This window comes from Niallia sp. Sow4_A1 (genome assembly GCF_052116745.1).
GTDB classification, from domain to species: domain Bacteria; phylum Bacillota; class Bacilli; order Bacillales; family Cytobacillaceae; genus Niallia; species Niallia hominis.
This window is the reverse complement of record NZ_JBQKKM010000010.1, coordinates 74147-95439: the sequence shown is the minus strand read 5'-3', so window position 1 is coordinate 95439 and position 21293 is coordinate 74147. Positions and strand designations below refer to the sequence as shown.

The 21293-nt window shown below is 33.4% G+C and carries 18 protein-coding genes, 1 pseudogene and 1 other annotated feature; of the genes and pseudogenes, 7 read left to right on the top strand and 12 right to left on the bottom strand.

Features of this window, described 5'->3' with window-relative positions; all coding sequences use genetic code 11:
• Nucleotides 1–4: 4 nt before the first annotated feature.
• Complete coding sequence (locus tag ACTQ5K_RS07980; protein ID WP_081836750.1) at nt 5–1300, bottom strand: arsenic transporter; 1296 nt, start codon at nt 1298–1300, stop codon at nt 5–7.
• Nucleotides 1301–1314: 14 nt separating this feature from the next.
• Nucleotides 1315–1659: an ArsR/SmtB family transcription factor gene (locus ACTQ5K_RS07975; protein ID WP_031540535.1), complete on the bottom strand. Its 345-nt coding sequence runs from the start codon at nt 1657–1659 to the stop codon at nt 1315–1317.
• A gap of 230 nt (nt 1660–1889) precedes the next feature.
• Here ACTQ5K_RS07975 and ACTQ5K_RS07970 point away from each other — a divergent pair, with 230 nt between their 5' ends.
• Entirely contained in the window at nt 1890–2846 is a 957-nt protein-coding gene (locus ACTQ5K_RS07970) for an arsenic resistance protein (RefSeq protein ID WP_031540534.1), read from the top strand.
• A 111-nt stretch (nt 2847–2957) separates the two neighbouring features.
• Here the strand turns inward: ACTQ5K_RS07970 and ACTQ5K_RS07965 are convergent, their stop codons facing one another.
• Nucleotides 2958–3416 (bottom strand): putative iron-sulfur cluster-binding metallochaperone, encoded by a 459-nt coding sequence (locus ACTQ5K_RS07965; RefSeq protein ID WP_031540533.1) that lies wholly within the window; start codon nt 3414–3416, stop codon nt 2958–2960.
• A 56-nt stretch (nt 3417–3472) separates the two neighbouring features.
• Nucleotides 3473–3867: pseudogene (gene merR1 / locus ACTQ5K_RS07960) on the bottom strand (mercury resistance transcriptional regulator MerR1).
• A gap of 191 nt (nt 3868–4058) precedes the next feature.
• Between merR1 and ACTQ5K_RS07955 the strand changes: the two are divergent.
• The 3 genes from ACTQ5K_RS07955 to ACTQ5K_RS07945 are packed head-to-tail and all read left to right on the top strand — an operon-like array spanning nt 4059 to nt 5727.
• Nucleotides 4059–4415: an ArsR/SmtB family transcription factor gene (locus ACTQ5K_RS07955; protein WP_042354773.1), complete on the top strand. Its 357-nt coding sequence runs from the start codon at nt 4059–4061 to the stop codon at nt 4413–4415.
• A gap of 25 nt (nt 4416–4440) precedes the next feature.
• Nucleotides 4441–5448 (top strand): permease, encoded by a 1008-nt coding sequence (locus tag ACTQ5K_RS07950; RefSeq protein WP_031540531.1) that lies wholly within the window; start codon nt 4441–4443, stop codon nt 5446–5448.
• 39 nt (nt 5449–5487) lie between these two features.
• A complete protein-coding gene (locus ACTQ5K_RS07945) occupies nt 5488–5727 on the top strand; it encodes a thioredoxin family protein (protein ID WP_311072218.1) in 240 nt (79 codons plus the stop codon).
• Nucleotides 5728–5882: 155 nt separating this feature from the next.
• Here ACTQ5K_RS07945 and ACTQ5K_RS07940 read toward each other — a convergent pair whose 3' ends face one another.
• The 4 genes from ACTQ5K_RS07940 to ACTQ5K_RS07925 all read right to left on the bottom strand — a co-directional run bounded on the left by ACTQ5K_RS07940 (nt 5883) and on the right by ACTQ5K_RS07925 (nt 10184).
• A complete protein-coding gene (locus ACTQ5K_RS07940; RefSeq protein ID WP_155986811.1) occupies nt 5883–6020 on the bottom strand; it encodes a hypothetical protein in 138 nt (45 codons plus the stop codon).
• Nucleotides 6021–6121: 101 nt separating this feature from the next.
• Complete coding sequence (locus tag ACTQ5K_RS07935; protein WP_031540529.1) at nt 6122–6490, bottom strand: hypothetical protein; 369 nt, start codon at nt 6488–6490, stop codon at nt 6122–6124.
• A 412-nt stretch (nt 6491–6902) separates the two neighbouring features.
• Nucleotides 6903–9611, bottom strand: coding sequence for a DUF927 domain-containing protein (locus ACTQ5K_RS07930; protein WP_051641038.1), 2709 nt, complete (start codon nt 9609–9611; stop codon nt 6903–6905).
• A 300-nt stretch (nt 9612–9911) separates the two neighbouring features.
• The gene (locus tag ACTQ5K_RS07925; protein WP_031540527.1) at nt 9912–10184 is read right to left on the bottom strand and encodes a hypothetical protein; all 273 of its coding nucleotides are present in this window, start codon (nt 10182–10184) and stop codon (nt 9912–9914) included.
• A 297-nt stretch (nt 10185–10481) separates the two neighbouring features.
• Here ACTQ5K_RS07925 and ACTQ5K_RS07920 point away from each other — a divergent pair, with 297 nt between their 5' ends.
• Together ACTQ5K_RS07920 and ACTQ5K_RS07915 are read left to right on the top strand one after the other, a co-directional pair.
• The gene (locus tag ACTQ5K_RS07920; protein ID WP_065429129.1) at nt 10482–11414 is read left to right on the top strand and encodes a hypothetical protein; all 933 of its coding nucleotides are present in this window, start codon (nt 10482–10484) and stop codon (nt 11412–11414) included.
• Nucleotides 11415–11495: 81 nt separating this feature from the next.
• Nucleotides 11496–12641 carry a tyrosine-type recombinase/integrase gene (locus ACTQ5K_RS07915; protein WP_031540525.1) on the top strand — a complete coding sequence of 382 codons (1146 nt, stop codon included), beginning with the start codon at nt 11496–11498 and terminating at the stop codon, nt 12639–12641.
• 198 nt (nt 12642–12839) lie between these two features.
• Here ACTQ5K_RS07915 and ACTQ5K_RS07910 read toward each other — a convergent pair whose 3' ends face one another.
• Together ACTQ5K_RS07910 and tyrS are read right to left on the bottom strand one after the other, a co-directional pair.
• Entirely contained in the window at nt 12840–13535 is a 696-nt protein-coding gene (locus tag ACTQ5K_RS07910) for a hypothetical protein (protein ID WP_109768559.1), read from the bottom strand.
• Nucleotides 13536–13894: 359 nt separating this feature from the next.
• Nucleotides 13895–15151 carry a tyrosine--tRNA ligase gene (gene tyrS / locus ACTQ5K_RS07905; protein WP_031540523.1) on the bottom strand — a complete coding sequence of 419 codons (1257 nt, stop codon included), beginning with the start codon at nt 15149–15151 and terminating at the stop codon, nt 13895–13897.
• Nucleotides 15152–15240: 89 nt separating this feature from the next.
• Nucleotides 15241–15472: a binding site (T-box leader), on the bottom strand.
• Nucleotides 15473–15618: 146 nt separating this feature from the next.
• Here tyrS and ACTQ5K_RS07900 point away from each other — a divergent pair.
• Nucleotides 15619–18471, top strand: a complete 2853-nt coding sequence (locus tag ACTQ5K_RS07900) for a transglycosylase domain-containing protein (RefSeq protein WP_048718571.1) — start codon at nt 15619–15621, stop codon at nt 18469–18471.
• Nucleotides 18472–18610: 139 nt separating this feature from the next.
• On the opposite strand, the gene ccpA is transcribed toward ACTQ5K_RS07900, so the two are convergent.
• A complete protein-coding gene (ccpA, locus tag ACTQ5K_RS07895; RefSeq protein WP_031540521.1) occupies nt 18611–19609 on the bottom strand; it encodes a catabolite control protein A in 999 nt (332 codons plus the stop codon).
• A 386-nt stretch (nt 19610–19995) separates the two neighbouring features.
• Nucleotides 19996–21072: a bifunctional 3-deoxy-7-phosphoheptulonate synthase/chorismate mutase gene (locus ACTQ5K_RS07890; RefSeq protein WP_031540520.1), complete on the bottom strand. Its 1077-nt coding sequence runs from the start codon at nt 21070–21072 to the stop codon at nt 19996–19998.
• Nucleotides 21073–21293 lie beyond the last annotated feature (221 nt).

The following is a 21293-nucleotide window of genomic DNA, read 5'->3' as shown; positions in this document are numbered from 1 at the left end:
CCTTTTAGATAATTAATAAAGTTAAAAACAGACCTAGTAAAGTGATAAATAAGATTGGGATTGTTAAAACAATACCCGTCTTGAAATAAGTTCCCCATGAAATTTTAACCCCTTTTTGAGATAGAACATGGAGCCACACTAAAGTTGCAAGAGAACCAATTGGTGTAATCTTTGGACCTAAATCAGATCCAATGATATTCGCATAAATCAGCGCCTCTCGGATAACACCTGAAGTATTGGTTTCAGCAATGGCTAATGCATCAATCATAACCGTTGGCATATTATTCATGATGGATGATAGGAAAGCTGCAATAAAGCCCATTCCTATCGTCGCAACAAATAACCCTTGCTCGGCAGTTGCCTGAATAACACTAGCTAATGAATTGGTTAGCCATGCATTTCCTAGACCATATACAACAATGTACATTCCAATTGAGAAAAACACGATATTCCACGGAGCGCCTTTAATAACTGCTTTTGTATTAACGACTTTACTCCTTCGAGCCACCAATAAAAAGACAATAGCAATTATCCCTGCCACAATTGAAACAGGAATATTAATGAATTCACTTGAAAAGTATCCAATTAGTAATATCCCCAAAACAACCCATGAGAGACGAAACATTTTTGGATCTTTAATGGCATCTATCGGTTGTCTTAATTTAGATAAATCATACGTTTTTGAAATGTTTTTTCTAAAATACACTAATAACACCGTAATCGTTGCAAGCAATGAGAATAAGTTCGGTATAACCATCCTAAAAGCATATTCTACGAACCCAATTCCAAAGAAATCGGCAGATACAATGTTAACTAAGTTACTGACAACAAATGGCAATGAAGTTGTATCTGCGATAAATCCACTTGCCATAATAAAAGGAAACACTAGTTTTTCTTTAAAATTCAAATTACGCACCATCGCTAGGACAATCGGTGTCAGGATTAAGGCAGCGCCATCATTAGCAAATAATGCAGCAACAATCGCTCCTAAAATACTGACATAGACAAACATTTTTACTCCATTACCTTTAGCAGCTCTTGCCATATGCAGTGCGGCCCATTCAAATAATCCAATCTCATCTAAGATTAATGAAATAATGATAATAGCGACAAAAGATAATGTTGCGTTCCAAGTAATGCCGATAACTTCGAACACATCGTTAAAACCGACTACACCCACTAGTAAAGCTAGGATGGCTCCACCACAGGCAGACCAACCGATATTCAATCCTTTAGGCTGCCAAATAACTAAAATGAGTGTTGCCAAAAAAATGACTGATGCTAATATTGCAGTTATCAAATTCCTTACCTCCATTAGTCACACGAGATACGTAACCCCTGTTCCTCTAATTCCTGTAGTTTATAATCTTGATTGGGAAGACGTTGCAGTAAATCTGTGATTAATGGATAATAGTCACTATCTTTATTCAATGAGTAAATAATCCATTGCCCTTTTCTAGTTTCCGTAACAATTCCAAGATCCTTCAATTTACGAACATGCTGACTAATAGCAGGTTGGCTCACTTTAAAAATTTCAACAAATTCGCAAACACAATAATCATTCGTGGCCAGCATTTTTACCATCGTTAATCTTGTCTTATCACCTAAGAGCTTTAAGATAGCTGCAACTTTTTCAATCTCTACCGTGGCTAATTGCAAGATGTACACCTCCCACATTGACCTAAATATAAACAAATAACAATTCGCTTATATAATAATTTACTTATATAATATTTCACTTATATATGTTTTGCAACTGTTTTTTTATTAATTTATTAAGAAAAAATGAAAACAAAAACCTTTGTAATATCAAAACAATTAATTCTTATACGCATCAATTTATGATAAAGTAACGATTGTATTTTATTTATTATTGTTAGGAGATTACAATGAATTTAATCGAAAAGTTATATACTTTTATTATTTTTTTAGCTGTAATTATTGGTTTAAGCATAGGACAAGTAGAACTAATACGAGCTAATGCGGAAAGTTTTATTGTCCCTATACTAGTAGCTATGTTGTATATTACTTTCTTACAAATTCCTATTGAAGAAATATGGATAGCTTTTAAAAACATTAAGTTTACATATACTTCAATCATTATAAACTTTGTTTGGACACCTATTTTAGCATGGCTACTAGCATTAGGTTTTTTAGGTGACAATCCAGCATTATATATTGGATTCATTATGCTGATGGTTACACCATGTACTGATTGGTACTTAATCTTCACAGGGATCGCAAAAGGAAATGTTGCATTATCAACAGCTATCTTACCTCTAAACTTAATCTTACAGGTCATTTTGTTGCCTATTTATCTTCTTATTTTTGGGGGAACAACAGGGGTTATAGAATTTTCATTTCTGATGGATAGTATTTTAATTGCTCTATTCTTACCTTTAGTTTTAGCTTTTCTAACAAAAATGGTCTTGAGAAACAAACAACAGTTAAGAGACAACCTTATCTCTAACCTCAGCGTGTTACCTATTATTTTTCTTAGTCTTGCTATCGTTGCGATGTTTGCTTCGCAAGGACAACTATTGCTTGATAACCTAGATTTAATGTGGCAAATCACCATTCCGATCCTTTTATTTTTCATCATTAATTTTGTTGTTGGCCAAAAGGTTGGACAGCTTATGAAGTTTCCATACAAGGACAGAGCAAGTCTGGGTTTAACTACTCTAGCAAGAAATTCTCCAATCGCTTTAGCAATTGCCATGACTGCATTCCCAGACCAACCTTTAATTGCTTTAACACTCGTTATTGGTCCTCTGTTAGAGTTGCCTATTCTTGCTATTGTTACTCAGCTTTTACTATTTATTTCCAAAGATAAACAAACATCATAATCATAAAAGCACATATCATTTTAAATAGATGTGTGCTTTATGTTTTATTACTGCATCTTGTTTTATTTGTTGAAAACGAAAGCAGTGAAAATTTATATCTAGCTCTTTTTATTAAGATATGTTTTTTATATAAGTTGTAACATTCCCTAAACAACAACTACCTTGTGGATTGTTTACCTCACAGCCACATCGGTTTTCTTTTATGTTTTCGCGAATATGTTCTACTGGTTTAGGAGTAAGTCCATTTTCCACATATTGTTTAATTTTTTCTTTTGTCCAATCAAAACAATAACAAATTGGTGTAGTTGCTGATTCATCTTTTTGATGTACAGCTACCTTCAAGTCAGATACAAGGTACTTTTTATTATTCGTATCAAAATAGACTACATCACAGACTTTATTTGAACAAAAATAATGATTTTCTTTAGCATTTAATGTTTCTAATGCAGATGGTTTAAGTAATGATTTTAGTGTAATTAACTTTACATTCTTAGCCTTATTTTTGCATGATGGACAACTACCATTATTTTCAACTTTTATTTCTTTGACGTTACTACAACAATCCCCCATAATACTTCTACCTTTAAAAATTTATTATTTCGTAAATTTTCTACTGTTTTCTTTTCTTAATTCATTAAAGCCTCGATAATAGGACATTCGTAAATATTTTTGTTTTCAGGACATCTTTCTTTAAGGTCTATCAACATTTGTTCATTTTTTTTAGATCTTCAATTTTACGCTGGATGTCCCCTAATTTAAGAACAGTGAAATCATATATGTCACGGCACTTTGTTTCGTTGTGATCAACAACCCCTAGCAATTTGTCAATTTCATTTAAGGTAAAACCCAATTCCTGCATCCGTTTTATGAAATGTAATCGATCAACCGTTTGTGGAGAATACATTCTGTATCCTTTTTCGGTACGATTTGGCACTGGAATTAAACCTAAACGCTCATAATACCGAATAGTCTCCTTGTTAACACCACACTTTTCAGCTAGTCCCCCAATACGATATCGCATCTATCTCACCTCAAATATATTATAAACCCTGTACCATAGTACAGGGTCAAGGGAAGTTCTATTTACTATAGTATCGACCACTTCCAACTGCTATTTTTCAATAAACCTAATTATTGTTCACAAAAAGTTAATAATAAAAAACAACAAAACTATAAAACTAGTTTTATACTTATAGTAGGAGGTTGAAACATATGCATATGGAAATACCACTTTCAACAAAAACAACTGTAAAAGATAATCAAGAAACAAAAAACATTGTAAATCAATCTGAAGAAGAACTACCATTTTTAAAAGAAAATGATAAACGAATGGAAAAAGCAGAGTTTTTCAAAGCGTTGGGGGATGAGACGCGATTAAGAATTATTGGGATGTTAGCGATTGATGACTTATGTATGTGTGAAATAGTATCTGGTTTGGATATTCCAACCTCTACTGTTTCACATCATTTGAAACTCCTAGAAAGAGGAAATGTGATTAGGTCTCGGAAAGAAGGACGTTTCACCGTCTATCGTCTGCAAAGAGAAAAGGTTCTTCCTTATTTAAGGTAAGAACAATAGAAAGAAGGAAAATATTATGGAGATATTTTCGTGGCTGAATGACCAGCTTCTCAAAATGGAATGGCTTTCTGATCTAGTCAAATTGCTTGTGCAAAGAGTTTTTCAACTTCCTATTGAAGAAAGACTCGGAGGAAGTATACATTTTTTTATCTATGACACCATTAAAATTTTTATTTTAATGACTGTTTTAATCTTTTTCATATCCTATATCCAAAGTTATTTTCCACCTGAAAGGACAAAAAAACTTTTGGGCGGGATCAAAGGGATAAAAGGAAATATTCTCGGTGCATTACTTGGAACGATTACTCCCTTCTGTAGTTGTTCCAGTATACCCATCTTTATCGGTTTTACATCTGCAGGTTTACCATTAGGTGTCACTTTTTCTTTTTTAATTTCTTCACCGATGGTAGACCTTGCTTCTTTTCTTTTATTAACGTCATTCTTCGGAGTGAAAATCGCTGCCATTTACGTAATTGTTGGTTTAATCCTTGCCGTAATTGGCGGTACACTTATTGATAAATTGAATTTAGGAAATCAGGTAGAATCCTTTGTAACATCAGGACACAGCAACATAGATGGACAAATAGAAGAGTTAACTTATAAGGACAGAATCAACTATTCTGTTGAACAGGTAAAGTCCATCTATAAAAAGGTTTGGTACGCCATTCTTATTGGTGTTGGAATTGGTGCATTGATTCATAATTGGATTCCACAATCGGTTATTGAAACAGTTATCGGAGAGAACAACCCATTTGCTGTTTTAATTGCAACCCTTGTTGGCATACCTATTTATGCTGATATTTTTGGAACTTTACCAATTGCAGAAGCTTTATTTGGAAAAGGTGTAGAAATAGGAACCATCCTTTCTTTTATGATGGCCGTTACAGCTTTATCCCTGCCTTCTCTAATTATGTTAAGTAAAGTAGTGAAGCCAAAATTATTAGCTACTTTTATCGCTATATGTGCTTTAGGAATTATTATTATTGGTTACACATTTAATTCGCTGGATTTCCTATTTTCATAGGGATTACCATATTTTTCACCATATTATATTGTTAAGGAGATGCTTAAATTGATTATTAAAGTATTAGGACCCGGTTGTGCAAATTGTAAAAGATTAGCAAACAATGTAGAAGTAGCAATTGAAGAACTTGGTATAGATGCTGCTATTGAAAAAGTAACAGATTTTAAGGAAATTGCAAAATATGGGGTTATGAGTACACCTGCACTCGTTGTTGACGAACAGTTAATAGTTTCAGGAAAAGTGCCTAAATCTGAGGAAATAAAAAAGTATCTACAATAGATTTAAATAAAAGGATCGGTTATTCGTAAAAATAAACAACCGATCCTTTTTTATCCTTCTAATGAGTAAATGGTCTGGGGGAGTAATTGTGATTCTGTAATGAGCTAAGCTTACACAAGGCATAATTAACCCCCTCTTATAATGAAATCCGTTAGTCAGACGTTATCATCTAATATTTCAATAACAAATTTTGTCTCAAGCTCTTCAACAACTTGCCAATCAGAAGCAGTTGTGTCTGGTCTGATTGGATCACATTCAGAACCAGTTCCAATTTTATCAACAATAACAATCATTTTAAAACAACTCCTTAATCATAAAGTTTTCAAAACGTGTCTCTAAATCTCGCTTACTTTTTATATAAAAAGCTTTATTAATATTCCTTGTTATAAAGTCATTATCGATACTTTCCTGCTCTAATACGTATAGCCTCAATACATACATCTACTAACTTTTCATCGTTCACAGCACAAATGATTTCCGCTACCGAAACCTTATAATCATTATAAAGAGACATTCCTAAATCAACCATTCTTATGGTTGAACCTGTCAACGCAGCAGCATTATGACCACGTTCATCGTCAAAAATATCAGCAAGGGGACCACAGCTTAGATCAATATTATCCTTACAAAAACATTTAAATACTTCGGGGTATGAAGCGATATAAATATTTGCTTCATACTCTAAATCTTTACCGTGGCTTAAAGCATATAATTGCATCAGCCATTTATAATTTTCTAAATGTTCATCGTTAGCAAAATACATATTATTCCCCTTCCTTTATTCAAAAATAAGATAACTACTACCGACAACAAAAATATCAATTCATTTCTTCTATATAAAAATGACTTTGCTACAATTCTATTAATTATCCACAAACTACCATTACACTTTCTCTGGGAATAATTAAAATTCACTATTGAGTACACAAAAGTACACAGTCATTTATTATTTTAGTATTATGAAACCCTTTTGTTACAGTCTTTCTTCGTCAAAGTACAGAAAGTACCCAGAGTACTCTAATTTAATTATCACTCTACTAAATAAAAAAATATTATTTTATTAGAACATTTTCCGGAGAATTACATGTACATTATTATTTAGAGTACTTTGAGTACTTTGAGTACCAATATGTTTAAATACTTTATTTATCAACATCTATTGCAGTACACAGAATCTAACTTTGTTGAATCATTTGCGTACTTTGGGTACTGCAAGGATTTTCAATTGTAAAATCAAACCCTAACTCCTTAATACAAGACGGATTCAAAACAACTGCAGTGAATTTATTATTACCATGCTTGATTTGTTTATAATCAACAACTTTTTCATTTCGTGTAAACTGTTGGGTATACCCTCTCTTTGCCCACTCACGCCTAATCATTTTTTCTTCAGGTCCAAGAAATTTCTTTAAGAAACTTGGCATCAAGCAAATCGTGTTGTGATGATAAACGGCCTTTATATCATTAGGTAGATTATCATAATAGATATCATTTCTTGTACTATCTAACTCATATAACATTTGTTCAAGTATCTCTTTAGGCTTATCCAGTGCATGATTTTCCTTTGCTATTTCATCAAAAAGGCAGACTAGTGTATTTAAATCTATATCAAAATTAAAACCTTTATTTAAAACTGAACCTGTAAAATGAACAGATGCATAGTATAGACTTAACCTTGTTAAAACTTCGTTATCCTTCGATTTTTTCATATATAATTCTTTGAATTTATAAAACTCGCGAATGAAAATGTTCCTTTTCTCCCGCCAATATTTTATAAATTCAACACCAATAGCCCCATGATTTTCGTTCATTGCCTTATATATATCCGAAAAAAATTGATGATCGACTTTAACAAACGGTTGATCTACAATTGAGATAATCCTTGCCGCCGCACCCCCCGCCTTTGCAGCGTAATCCGCTAAGGAAACTTCACCAGTACTTATCAAAATATTGTTCCAAGTCGCTTCTCTTTGTGATCCCTTTAGACTTCCTCTACCTTTAGAGCGACCACCGCTAAACATATAAATAACTGATTGTAATATTCGTTCATCAGCCTTTCGAGTATCGTCCATAAATAAAGGAAAACTATTTAAGAACCCAGCCTTACGCTCTATGGAAACTCTGGTTGCATTCCATTCGTTTATTAAGCTCTCACTGCCCCAAACACTTCTAGCAACCTGTAAGGATGTTGACTTCCCCTGTGAAGTTGGCCCGGATAGGTCTATAATAAAAGGACTTACTTCTAAATCGTGTAAAATAACTGATGCAAAAGAAGCCAAAACAATAAATAGCACTTTGGGGTACGCCTTAATTCGATCCAATACTTCATTTTTCCAAGTTTCTGGAGTCCCTTTTATTTCGAACCCTTCAAGTAACTGGCGTTCTCCAATGTCGTTAGGTACAATCTCCACACCACAAGACTCTAATGGATGAATAAAGTTATTCTTAATACGGCCTAACCTCTCAACCATATGGCAATGTTCCAACCCATTGAATGATAAATACTTATCAAAATAGTTAATCAAATCTTTGTAATTTATATCGTTTACAGAAAAACCTTTATCTGCTAATGTTAGTAGTTCTTTTCTAGTGGATAGAGTACTGGCCGGTACAATTTCATGTTTTTCTTGCCCCCGATTCATCCACGTTATCTCATAATGAACGCTGTTTCTTTCGATATTTGAAAACTCTTTTATTATCTTTGGAGCCATACGTGAAACTATTACCTCTTCTTCAACTTCCACCCCTTTTACTTTTCTGGTCACAGTCTTAAATAGCTTGTTACCAGCTATGAAATAAGGTAATGGGACCATTGTATTGGAAGAATGTGCATCAGCGATATTATTTTTCATTCCGATTGCGATAGGACTGTTAATGATATTAGAATATTTACAACCGTTACATACACCAAACTCTTCGTTAATTGAACTGCAGGTTCTTGGTTTCATTTTTGAGCGAATTTCTGTTATTTTTCGATTCGTTTCACTTTCTGTGTAACTTGGATGTCCCACACTCCATTCATGACAAATCTTTTCATAACTTTCACAATAAGCGCCGATTGAAAGTGCAGCCATCCATTCGGAATATGTAGCACTCTCTTTGTTATCTAAGTAAGATTGAATGAAATTACAACCTTCTATAATGGGTTTAACTTTTGCATCTGGCAGTTGAGGCTTTCTATCTTTTATCCCATGATTGTTATTTGAAGGGTTTTTTATTTCCAATTCTTCGATTGCATTGCGCAATTCCATTAATGAATAGCGGTGATCAGACATTTTCAAGGTGCTTACTAACTTCGGTTGTTCCTTACGATTATATGTACCCGGAACCCTCAAAACCCTTGCTAAGTCACTTGTATTATCAATGTGAAGTCCTTTTTCTTTTGCTAATCGAATGAATACTGATTGAAATCTCTTCAGCATTCTATCAGCACTTTCACGATCATTTTCCGTTAATATACGTACTGCTTCATCAAACAACCAATAACAATGCCATCCACCACCACTATTAATCATAATAGACGGCTCTAAAGGAAATGTATCTAATATAACTTTTGCTTCTTGTTCATTTGGAAGGTTCTTAGCTGCATGTTTTCCACCCTTTATATCAATTTCCACCCACACACCGGGTAAATATAAAATATCCGTGTTTCTACCTCTCTCATACTTACCAAGTCGTTCTTTTCGTAAACCCACACCAATATATACGTTATATTCCTTAGCTAACATCGTTGAATCAAAAGCAGCTGTTTCTATTTCCTTAACTTCATACCATTTAGTTTCTTTATTTTCAGAAGTCCACAAAGAAAGAAAACCATTATTAATTTTGCCATATAAAGCATTAAAAAAATCACTTGCTAGTTTTATGCTTTGGCTTTCATTCATAATATCACCATCATTTCGTACAGTATTAATTGTTAAAATCTACTTAAATTTTCTAGATCAAAATTATGGTCTTTTGATATATTGGTAGTGTATTAATTTTTAAAAATCAATGTTGGAGCATTGAATTCGACCTTTGTAATAATCTGTTGTTCTGCTTGATTACAATTAATTAAATTCGGTTAAAAACTTAGTTTATTTTTCAGTATAAATGGTTGAAACTAGCAAATAGATTAAGCGTCTGTCCACTACTATTTTTTTATTTATCTATTTACCTCTATAACTAGTTGTCTATACTTCTTTTTACCATTCGTTCATAATTTCTCTTATCACACGTTTCGATTCTTCATAAAACCAGTACCTCTTACCTTTTTCTTTTCTTCTTTCCAATAATTTCATTCGTGGATCACGTAAAAACTCAACTTCTAAGGTTGATCTACTCATACATGTTCGTTTAGACATTTGATCAACATCCCAAATAAATAACGCTTCTTCTATAGACTCTTCTAGTTTTTGATTAATATAATTTCTAACCTCATCTTGATTAACATCAACTTTTATCTGTGCCATTTGCATGTAATCTTCCTCCGCTTTTTGTTTTTTTGTTAAAACAAATTATTTCTCCATTTTCTCGTAAAACTTTAAATGGACTTAATTTGTTTCATATTCGTAAGTTAATATAGTTTGTTTAACATTCTGATTGATTTTTAATGCATTCGTTAATTATTAAACAAACAAATCAAACTTTTGTTAAACTTATAATAACAACACTTTGTTTTATCAGGCAAAAAATAACCCTCGGAAATTTTTCAAACATTTAAAGTTGCTATTTTTATATCAATATTAGATAATAATTATCAAAGAGGTGGGGATATGAATTATGCAGATTTATTAAGATGTTATATTAAAAAATCAAGATTAACTTTAGATGAAATATCATTAAAACTTAGACAACAAGGAATAGCAGCAACAAAACCTTATTTAAGTAAACTTCAAAATGGAAAAACCCCTCCAGCAAGTGATAAATTGAATCAGGCACTTGCAGAAATCACAGATGGAGATGCCAAAAAGTTACAGTGGGCCTCATTTGTTGAAAAGGCGCCAGAAGATGTTAAAAGGTTCTTTACTTTAGTAGAAAATCCATTAATGTTTTCTCTATTAAAAGTAGAAGAAAAATTCCCCGGATTTTTAGAGGGTAAATATAAAGGTAGTAATCTTACCAAAGAGATTATGTATTCCGAAGAGTTTAAGCAGTTTTACGATTTATTTGGAGCTTTTATTGAAGGCATAGAAAAAGAGAATCAAAACCCTATATCAAAAGAGGAATATGAGGAAATATATAAAGAAGAACCACCATTAGAAAAGGGAAAAGTTATTCAAATTAATCTATATGAGGCTTATCTAGATCATGCTAAGAAAACTATAAATAAAACTCCTGACCAACTACTAGATGATGTTACATTCTTTAATGTATATACAGAAGCCTTTCATGCCCTTGAATTAAGATTAGACCAAATAATAGCAAACTCTATAATAAGAAACGGTGCTGAACCTGAATGGGCTACAGAATACATTGAAGGTCTTTCATTAAGAGAAAAGCTTGAGTCTGATCTAAAAATACATTTAGGTTATGATATTACTGCTGAATCATTTTATACGGATTTAGTGAACATTATTAAACTAAGGAAGCAACCTGCTAACCCTTTAGCTAAAACAGAAAAAAAGACCGCAGAAAACATAATAAATATAATTGAAAATGCTATTAAAGCCATTAATCTAAAAGTTAATGAAAATGGTTTTGAATGACATTATTAAATTTTAGGAGGTGATGCCGTTTAATATCAATCCCCCATAAGCGTCTGTCCACGTTTGAAAGGGAAGATATTCATGAAAAAATACAAGTCCAAAAAAGATAATGATTTATACTATTACTTTAATGTTAAAAATGAAAAATTATGGGGATACCGTTATCGATATTATGATGCTCTCGGAAAAAGGAGAGAAAAGTCTCAACAGGGATTAAAGTCCGAAAAAGTTGCATACCGTGCCTTACTTGAAGTAAAGGCTAGTATTCTCAATGGTGAAGTAAAGCAAGTGGAGAATTCGAATTTAACAGTCTCAGAGTGGCTGGATATTTGGTTTGAAACTCATAAAAATGACTGGGAAATTACAACACAATTGCAACGAGAAAATGCTATTAAATATCAAATGAAGCCGATGCTTGGAAAATATAAGTTAGCCGAATTAGACAAGACCACCTATAAACGAGTATATATTAATAAACTTTTGGATTATTATGAACCTAGTACAGTACAATTATTTCATCGGCTCTTTAAGGTTGCGATTAACGCAGCAGTGGATGATGAAATTATTCCACGCAATCGTTTCAAGAAAATAACCATTCCAGTTGAAGAGGTAAACGATAACTTTCTCACAGCTAAGGAATTGAATGAATTTCTTAAAGCTGCTAAGGAATTAGAGAATATTACTAATTACACACTCATCTTACTTTTAGCATATACAGGTGTGAGGAAAGGTGAAGCTTTAGGGTTAAAGTGGAATAATATAGACTTAGAAAATAATAAAATTACCGTTGAACGTACTAGAGATAAAAAAGGGGCCCGTACTCCTAAAACGAAAAATAGTTACCGGACTATCAGAGTTGATAATATTTTAGTAAGCCAATTAAAACTGTACCGTACTTGGTGCAAGATGACAAAGCTATCATTCGGTAAACACATTTCAGACGATGACTTTGTTTTTATCTCATATCAATCTGGTACTCCAACCGGAGAAAACACATTAAAATATAGTTTTGACCGAATCATCAAAAAAACGAAGTTAAAACGAATTACTCCACATGGATTACGTCATACCCATGCAACTATTTTGATTAGCCAGAAACAACCTGTTAATGTTATTGCTGATCGGTTAGGTAATACACCCCAAATGATTTGGGATACTTACGGTCACATCTTTAAAGAGATGGAAGAAGAATCAGTTATTGCATTCAGCCAAGCATTACATTTCTAATATTGGGGGAGGTTTTGGGGGAGGTTTTCAATATAACCGCCTCAAGCCTTGAAAACACTAGGGTTTGTAGGACTATTGAGTTCTACTCTCGTTAATAGAATTGTTATATTTAGAAAATCCCTGATTCCATATGGAATCAGGGATTTTCTATTTTAGTGAAGATGCTTAAAAAGAATTATTTATTATTCGATGCTTTTATTAAAACTCTCTTTCTTCTCCCATTGGGAAAAGCAGCGCTCCCCAATCAATCTTCTCTTTTTTTCGCGGCCTTCTCACAAGGATATTATTAATATAAAGTCCTTCCTCATAAAAAAATGTCGCTACTTGGACTTGATGAAAAAACGGAAAGAACAATTCTTTTATTCTAATCTCTAAGTCCCTTGTGTATTTAATGTTTGGCAGACTAATTTGAATAACCGTTTTATCCCGTTTTTGTTCATACACTAGCCAGTATTCATGCACTACTTGAGATATTATCTTTTGAAATTCTATATTGTTCTTTTCACAAGTATAGCTCTCCCTCTCACCTAAAACCCTTGGATTCTTGAATAACTCTATAACTCCCTCATTTTGAACACCTAGACTCCATTCTGGCGAAACGAGATCACCAGTTAGGATTGTCGGAAAGACATCCATTCGATCCTCGACTTTCATCTGTTTCTCTATATAATTTATTATCGCAAAATAAGAGGAACGAATATCCCGGCGTTTTACTTTTGTTACTATTTGATCGTATATTTCTTGACGCAAATTAGTTAGAGTCACAACATTATTTTTCCATCTTACTTTATCGAAAAGCATTTGAAATTCCGGTATTACATAACTGCTTTCAAAATGGCTTAAAGGGTACTGGAAGGCAATGGAGTAATGGTCTTTTTCATAATACTTCATCATAAACATCCGCATTACTATATACTCTAAAAAAGGAGACGGTACATTTAATACTTCACTGTTTAATTTCATCGCTTATACAGGAGAGGTAAATCTATTCTACATCTACCCGTTTCTCCCTCCCTTAATTAATTGTTTATGTCTATAAGTATAAATCATTTTATAGAATAAACAGATTGCAATTGGAAGAAAATATATCTTTTTCACATTTTAGACAATATTTTGTAACAAAATGTTGCCATTAGAAAAAGAGGAAGCAATAAGATAGAACCTTCACAATTGAATATTTAGCTTGAGCATATACAGTTTCTCCCTTTCATAAAAAAAATGCCTCAAAAGTAATCCTTTTGAGGCATTTCCCTTTAAAACTTAATTAAATAATATTTTTTCTTTCCACGTCGAATGACAGTAAACTGTCCTTCAATCCGATCTTCCTCTGTCAGGACATAATCTAATGCCTGTTTCCGTTCCCCATTAATATAGACAGCTCCATTAGTTATATCTTCACGCGCTTGTCTTTTCGAAGATACAATCCCTGCTGCTACAAGTAAATCTACAAGAAGGGCTTCTCCCTCTTTATGTTCATATGTCGGCACATCTTTAAAACCTTGTTTTATTTCTTCTGCAGTTAAGTTTTTTATATCACCGCTAAACAATGCTGCAGTTATCTTTTGTGCTTGTTCAAGTGCCACTTCGCCATGAATTAATTTTGTCATTTCTTCTGCCAATGTTTTTTGTGCCTTACGTAGATGTGCTTCCTCTTGTACCGATTTTTCTAATGCTTCTATTTCTTCTTTTGAAAGGAAAGTAAAGAATTTTAGATATTTAATTACATCTGCATCGGCAGTATTAATCCAAAATTGATAAAACTCATATGGAGTTGTTTTTTCAGGATCTAACCAAACTGCTCCACTTTCCGTTTTCCCAAACTTAGTGCCATCTGCTTTTGTTACAAGAGGTATCGTTAACCCGTAGGCCTTTGCACCTTCTGGCATATTCTTTCTAATTAATTCTAATCCAGTTGTAATATTTCCCCATTGGTCGCTGCCGCCAATTTGCAATTTGCAATCATGGTTTTCATATAAATGTAAAAAGTCCAATGCTTGTAATATCGTATACGTGAATTCTGTAAAGGAAATTCCTGTTTCCAAACGATTCGCAATCGTATCTTTTGCTAACATATAATTGATACCAATATGCTTTCCATAATCACGTAGGAAGGTTACAATATCCATCTTCCCTGCCCAGTCATAGTTATTAACCATTACTGCACCATTTGCTCCATCAAAATCAAAGATTCTTTCTAATTGAGATTGCAAGCATTTCACATTGTGTCCAATAACGTCTAATGTTTGCAGCTTTCTTTCTTCGCTTTTTCCACTTGGGTCTCCAATTAAACCAGTTGCCCCACCGACTAATACAATTGGTCGATGCCCAGCATTTTGAAAACGTCTTAATGTTAGAAATGGCAGTAAATGGCCAATATGCATACTATCAGCAGTTGGATCCACTCCACAATACAAACTAGTCATTCCTTTTGCTAATTGCTCTTTCAAGCCATCTTCGTCTGTTTGTTGATAAATAATCCCTCTCCACTGAAGATCTTCTAGTAAGTTCATTTATATTCCTCCATTAATTATAAGTAGTTGTACTTATCATATTTTTCGTTATTGTTGATAGGTAACGCAAAAAAGTCCCTGCAATTAAATGCAGGGACGCCAAATTAGCGCGGTACCACCCAAAACTTGAGAAAATGATTCTCCACTTTAATTAGAATAACGGTTTCTACCGTTCACTGCTACTAATACACAAATATGCGCAATTTTCCCAGTGAAAGCTCCAGGAGGTAATTCATCCTTTTATTTATACCATTTTCCACCAACCAATGGCTCTCTGTTTCTAGTGATAAAAGAACTACTTCTTCCCTTCAAAGCAATAACGAATCAATATATAGTTAGCTTATTTTTACCATAGTAAAGCTATTAATGTCAAACAATTATTCGAAAAAAGAGGAAAAATACCGAACTCTGTCTATATTCCCTTCTTCTTTATGCTATAATGTATGTGATTTTAGGGGGAATGATACATGAATGAAAGGCCGAAGTGGAAAAATGCATTAAACCATTTTAAAAACTTCTTCACCAATAAAAGAACAATAAAAGGAGCCCGTGTAACCTATGAGGTAACATGGAATGTTACCTTGCTGTTTATCATTATTATCGTGATAGGCGGGGCATTTGGCCTCGGAATTGGTGCAGGATACTTTGCATCACTTGTTAAAGATGAGCCAATTCGTCCTTATGCTTCCATGCAAAAAGAAATTTACAATTATGAAGAAACATCCGAACTATACTTTGCCAACAATGATTTTCTAGGAAAAGTTCCTACTGACCTTGAAAGAGAAGAAGTAAAAATTAAAGATGTTTCATCCTATTTAAAGGATGCTGTGATTGCTACAGAGGATGAAAATTTCTATACCCATAACGGAGTAGTCCCAAAAGCAATTTTCCGTGCATTATTTCAAGAAGTTGCTAACACTTCCACTCAATCAGGAGGAAGTACGTTAACACAACAATTGATAAAGAATCAAATCTTAACAAATGAAGTATCTTTTGAAAGAAAAGCTAAGGAAATATTACTAGCGCTGAGGCTAGAGAAATTTTTTGACAAGGATGAAATATTAGAAGCATACTTAAATGTTTCAACTTTTGGAAGAAATTCTTCTGGCAGAAACATTGCTGGTGTACAAGCAGCAGCAAACGGAATCTTTGGAGTGGAAGCTAAAGACTTAACATTGCCGCAGGCTGCATTTATTGCAGGACTCCCGCAAAGTCCATTTGGTTATACTCCTTTTACCCAAGAAGGAAAGCTAAAAAAGAACTTAGAACCTGGTTTAAATCGAATGAAAACCGTTTTAAACCGAATGTATGATCAAGAAAAAATTTCTAAAAAAGAATATGAAGCTGCTATAGCATATGATATAACGGAGGATTTTATTGGTCCTAAAAAAAGTCCAATTGAAGAATATCCTGCTTTAACTATTGAGATACAACAAAGAAGTATAGAAATTATTGCTGAGCTGTTAGCAAAAGAAGACGGATATACAAAAGAAGACTTACAAGCAGATGACATATTAGCAGAACAGTACAACATAATTGCAGACCGTCAAATCCATCAAAATGGCTATAAAATTCATAGCACTATTAATAAGAAAATTTATGATATTCAACAAGAAACGGTTAAAAACTCTCAACTATTTGGTCCAGACAAGCCACAACAAGTGATTGATCCAGAAACGAATGAAAAAGTAACCATTATGGAACCAGTAGAAACGGGAGCAATTCTAATAGAAAATAAAACCGGAGCGATTATCAGCTTTGTTGGGGGACGTGATTATAATCGAGAAGCGACAAACCATGCTACAAGCAGTGTTAGACCAAATGGATCAACAATGAAACCACTACTAGTATATGCTCCTGCCATTGAACTAGGCACATTATCACCAGGTAGTGTTCTTCCAGACTTACCATTAAAGTTAAACCCTAGTACACCAGGAAAAGTATGGCCAAACAACTATGATTTTCGGTTCCATGGGTTGGTAACAGCAAGATATGCATTGCAACAATCCTATAACGTTCCTGCTGTTAAGGCATATATTGATATCATGCCGCAAAACCCAATGAAATATCTAGAAAAAATGGGTATTACTACTTTAGATGAACAAGATTATTCTACAAGATCTGCCGCTATCGGAGGGCTTTCATATGGGTTAACTGTTGAAGAAAATACAAATGCATTTTCTACATTTGCTAATAGCGGTAAACATATTGATGCATATATGATTGAAAAAATTGAAGATAAAGATGGAAATATTATTTATCAACATGAAGTACAGCCCGTGGATGTATTTAGTCCACAAACTGCATATTTAACATTAGATATGATGAGAGATGTTATTAATCAAGGAACAGCAGCTGCTGTAAATGGCCGCTTAAAATTCCACTCAGATTGGGCTGGAAAAACTGGTACAACACAGGATTTAAATGATTCTTGGTTAATTGCCACCAATCCGAATGTTACATTCGGAGTATGGACCGGCTATGATACACCAAAATCATTAGAAACATCTGGCTTATCATACAGTAAACGTAATAATTATTTATGGGCAGATTTATTGAACGCTGCATACGACATAGCACCTGAGCTCATTGATCCTTCAGAAACCTTTAAAATGCCTGGTGGAATCGTAAGACAATCTGTTTGTTCTATTTCTGGACTACTTCCTTCTGAGGGCTGCTCCAAAGCTGGGTTAGTTACTACCGATTTATTTAAATCTGGTACTGTTCCATCCAAAAAGGATGATAGCTTAGTTGCTGGTAAATATGTTGAGATTAACAATAAAAAATACATGGCCTTAGATTCAACACCAAGTGAATTTGCCGAAGAAGGATTAATGTTAAATCCAGATTACATTGAAAAATTATTTGGTATACGCATTAGTGATTCAAGTATATTAAGCGAAAATAATCCAAAGCTGAAGAATCTTATCATTCCAAATAATAAGATTGAAGACAATGGTAAGGCACCTAATGCACTGAAAATAAGTCAAAAAGGTGATACGATTACATGGAGCAAACATAATGAAAAAGATGTTATTGGCTATCGTGTATATAAGGATGGAAAAAAGGTACAAAGCATAAAAGCAGGCAATACATTGAGCTTTAAAGCAAGTAATGGAACCTTTATCGTTAAGGCTGTTGATATTGCGGGGAAAGAATCAAAAGCATCAAATGAAATTGTTATAGGAAAAGTGCAAGAAGAACAAAAAGAAGAAAAATCCGACAATAAAAAAGAAAATAATGAAGAAAACACGAAACAAGAGAACCAGCAAAACAATGCAGAACAAACCAAGGATGATGGTGAGAAAGAGAATAATTAAAGCATATTTGAGGGGAGAATCATCATTGATTCTCTCTTCTTTTTATCCTTATTACAAACACCATCCCAAAACCTTAATCATTTTCCCATACAAAAAACCAAAGCTAGAATTTTCTCCAGCTTTGGTTTTTAATAAATCATTATTTTGTTGATTTACGAGATTCAATACGGTGTGGAAGTGTTACAATATGATCTTCCACCGTTTCTTTATTCATATATTTGGTCAGCAATCTCATTGCTACTGCCCCTATATCATATAAAGGTTGTACAACAGTTGTTAGTTGTGGACGTACCATTAAAGTTAATTTCGTATTATCAGATGTCACAATTTCAAAATCTTCCGGAACTTTATATCCCTTATCTTCAGCTCCATGAATTACCCCTAAAGCCATTTCATCTGAACCAACAAAGATAGCGGTTGGTTTATTATCAATTTCCATTAATTTATCAAAAGATTCCATACCAGATTCATAGGTATAATCTCCTTCAATTACTAAATCTTCATTATAAGCAATCCCAGCTGCCTCTAAAGCCTTCTTATAACCGCCTAATTTCTCATTTTTATTGATTGGCTCTTCTAAGGATCCTAGAACAATTGCAATAGACTTATGACCCTTCTCCACAAAGCTAGTCACCACATCATATGCAGCCTGAGCATAATCAATATTAACAGAAGAAATCTTCTTGCTTTCCTCTATACTAGCAGCAAGAACGATTGGCACAGGAGACTTCTCAAACTCAGTAACATGTTCCTCTGTTATATTACCACCCATAAATACAATACCATCCACTTGTTTTCCTAACATCGTGTTTAATAAATGTAGCTCTTTATCTTTATTTTGATCAGAGTTACTTAAAATAATATTATATTTATACATTGTAGCAATATCTTCAATCCCTCTAGCTAATTCTGCAAAGAAAGTACTTGATATATCTGGAATAATTACTCCAACAGTTGTTGTTTTCTTACTTGCAAGCCCTCTCGCTACTGCATTGGGACGATATCCTAATCGATCGATAACTTCTAGAACCTTTTTTCTTGTTGTTGGCTTTACGTTCGGATTTCCATTAACAACACGGGAAACGGTTGCCATAGAAACACTCGCTTCTCTTGCAACGTCATATATTGTTATATTCATTGTTATTTTGCACTCCTTTTAGTCGAACTAATTTCTTTCTATTATTTTACGGCAAGAAGCTACTTCCTAATCATAATCGATTTTTATTTAGCTAATCTTGTCTAATTATGTACTAATGATACGATATCGTCGCAAAAGCCGCAATGACAAGCTTTCATTTTTTTTCAAAAAAATCGACTTTTTTTCGTCATTTAGTAAAATAAAACCTTATTTGAGCATTCTTCCATTCAGTTTACCATAAAAACGAGAAAAATATAAATAATTATCCTATTGATGTATAAGTAATCATTTATATTACATAGTTTTTCTTTACCCGTTTAAAAGATAAAAAACCCGTTCATGTTAGTTTAACACGAACGGGACTCTTTACCTATTCTACTAGAGCTTTAAACTCTTACATACGGTGTAGATTGTATTGCTCGGTAAAATTCATCAAATTGTTCAATGTCCATTTGCTGTGCAGAATCAGATAATGCTACTGCAGGATCAGGATGAACTTCTGCCATTACTCCATCTGCTCCAATTGCTAAAGCTGCCTTTGCACAAGGTAATAACAAATCTTTTCTTCCTGTCGAATGTGTTACATCAACAAAGACTGGCAGATGCGTTTCCTGTTTTAAGATAGGAACCGCAGAGATATCTAATGTATTTCTTGTTGCACGCTCATACGTACGAATACCACGTTCGCAAAGGATAATTTGGTCATTCCCTTGGGACATGATATATTCTGCAGCATTTATAAATTCTTCTATCGTTGCCGCTAATCCACGTTTTAATAGAATTGGTTTTTTCACACTACCAGCTGCTTTTAATAATTCAAAGTTTTGCATATTACGTGCACCAATTTGAATGACATCAATATAATCTAGAGCTGTTTCGATATGCTCCGTACTCACAATCTCACTGATTACTGCTAAATCATATTCATCTGCTACTCTTTTTAATATTTTTAAACCTTCTACACCTAGGCCTTGGAAATCATAAGGAGATGTTCTCGGCTTAAATGCACCACCACGAAGAAGCTTTAGCCCTTTTGCTTGCACCGATGCAGCAACTTGAGCTACTTGCTCATAAGATTCAACTGAACAAGGACCAAACACAAATTTTGGCGTACCATCACCAATTTTTGTTCCTTTAATATCAACAATTGTATCCTCTGCCTTTTTCTTACGTGATACTAATAATGCTTTACTATCATCTTCTTGTTGTAATTGTAAGCCCATTTTAAAAATCTGCTTAAATAAATGAGAAATAGTTCCATTATCAAATGGACCATTATTTTTATTTAAAATATGATCAAGCATCTTTCTTTCACGGACTGGATCATATCGATGTACACCGTGGGTATCTTTTGTTTGCGCAATTTTTTGAACAAGGCTTGCACGCTCATTAATTTTTTCTAAAATTTCTAAGTTTAGCTCATCTACACGATTACGTAATTCTTCCAATTCCTTATTGCTCACAATCATCCTCATCCCTTCATTAAAAAAGACCAAAACCGTATAATTCCATTATACAATTTGCCTAGATTCTTTATACAAATACAAAAATATGTTACATTTCTTTTAATTGGATTAATTATAAATCAAATTTATCGCCTTGTCACTATTTTTCTTTAATAATTAAACGCTTTTAAGCGTTAAAGCGTTATAATTAATATGTTAATAAATGATTCTGCCTTGAA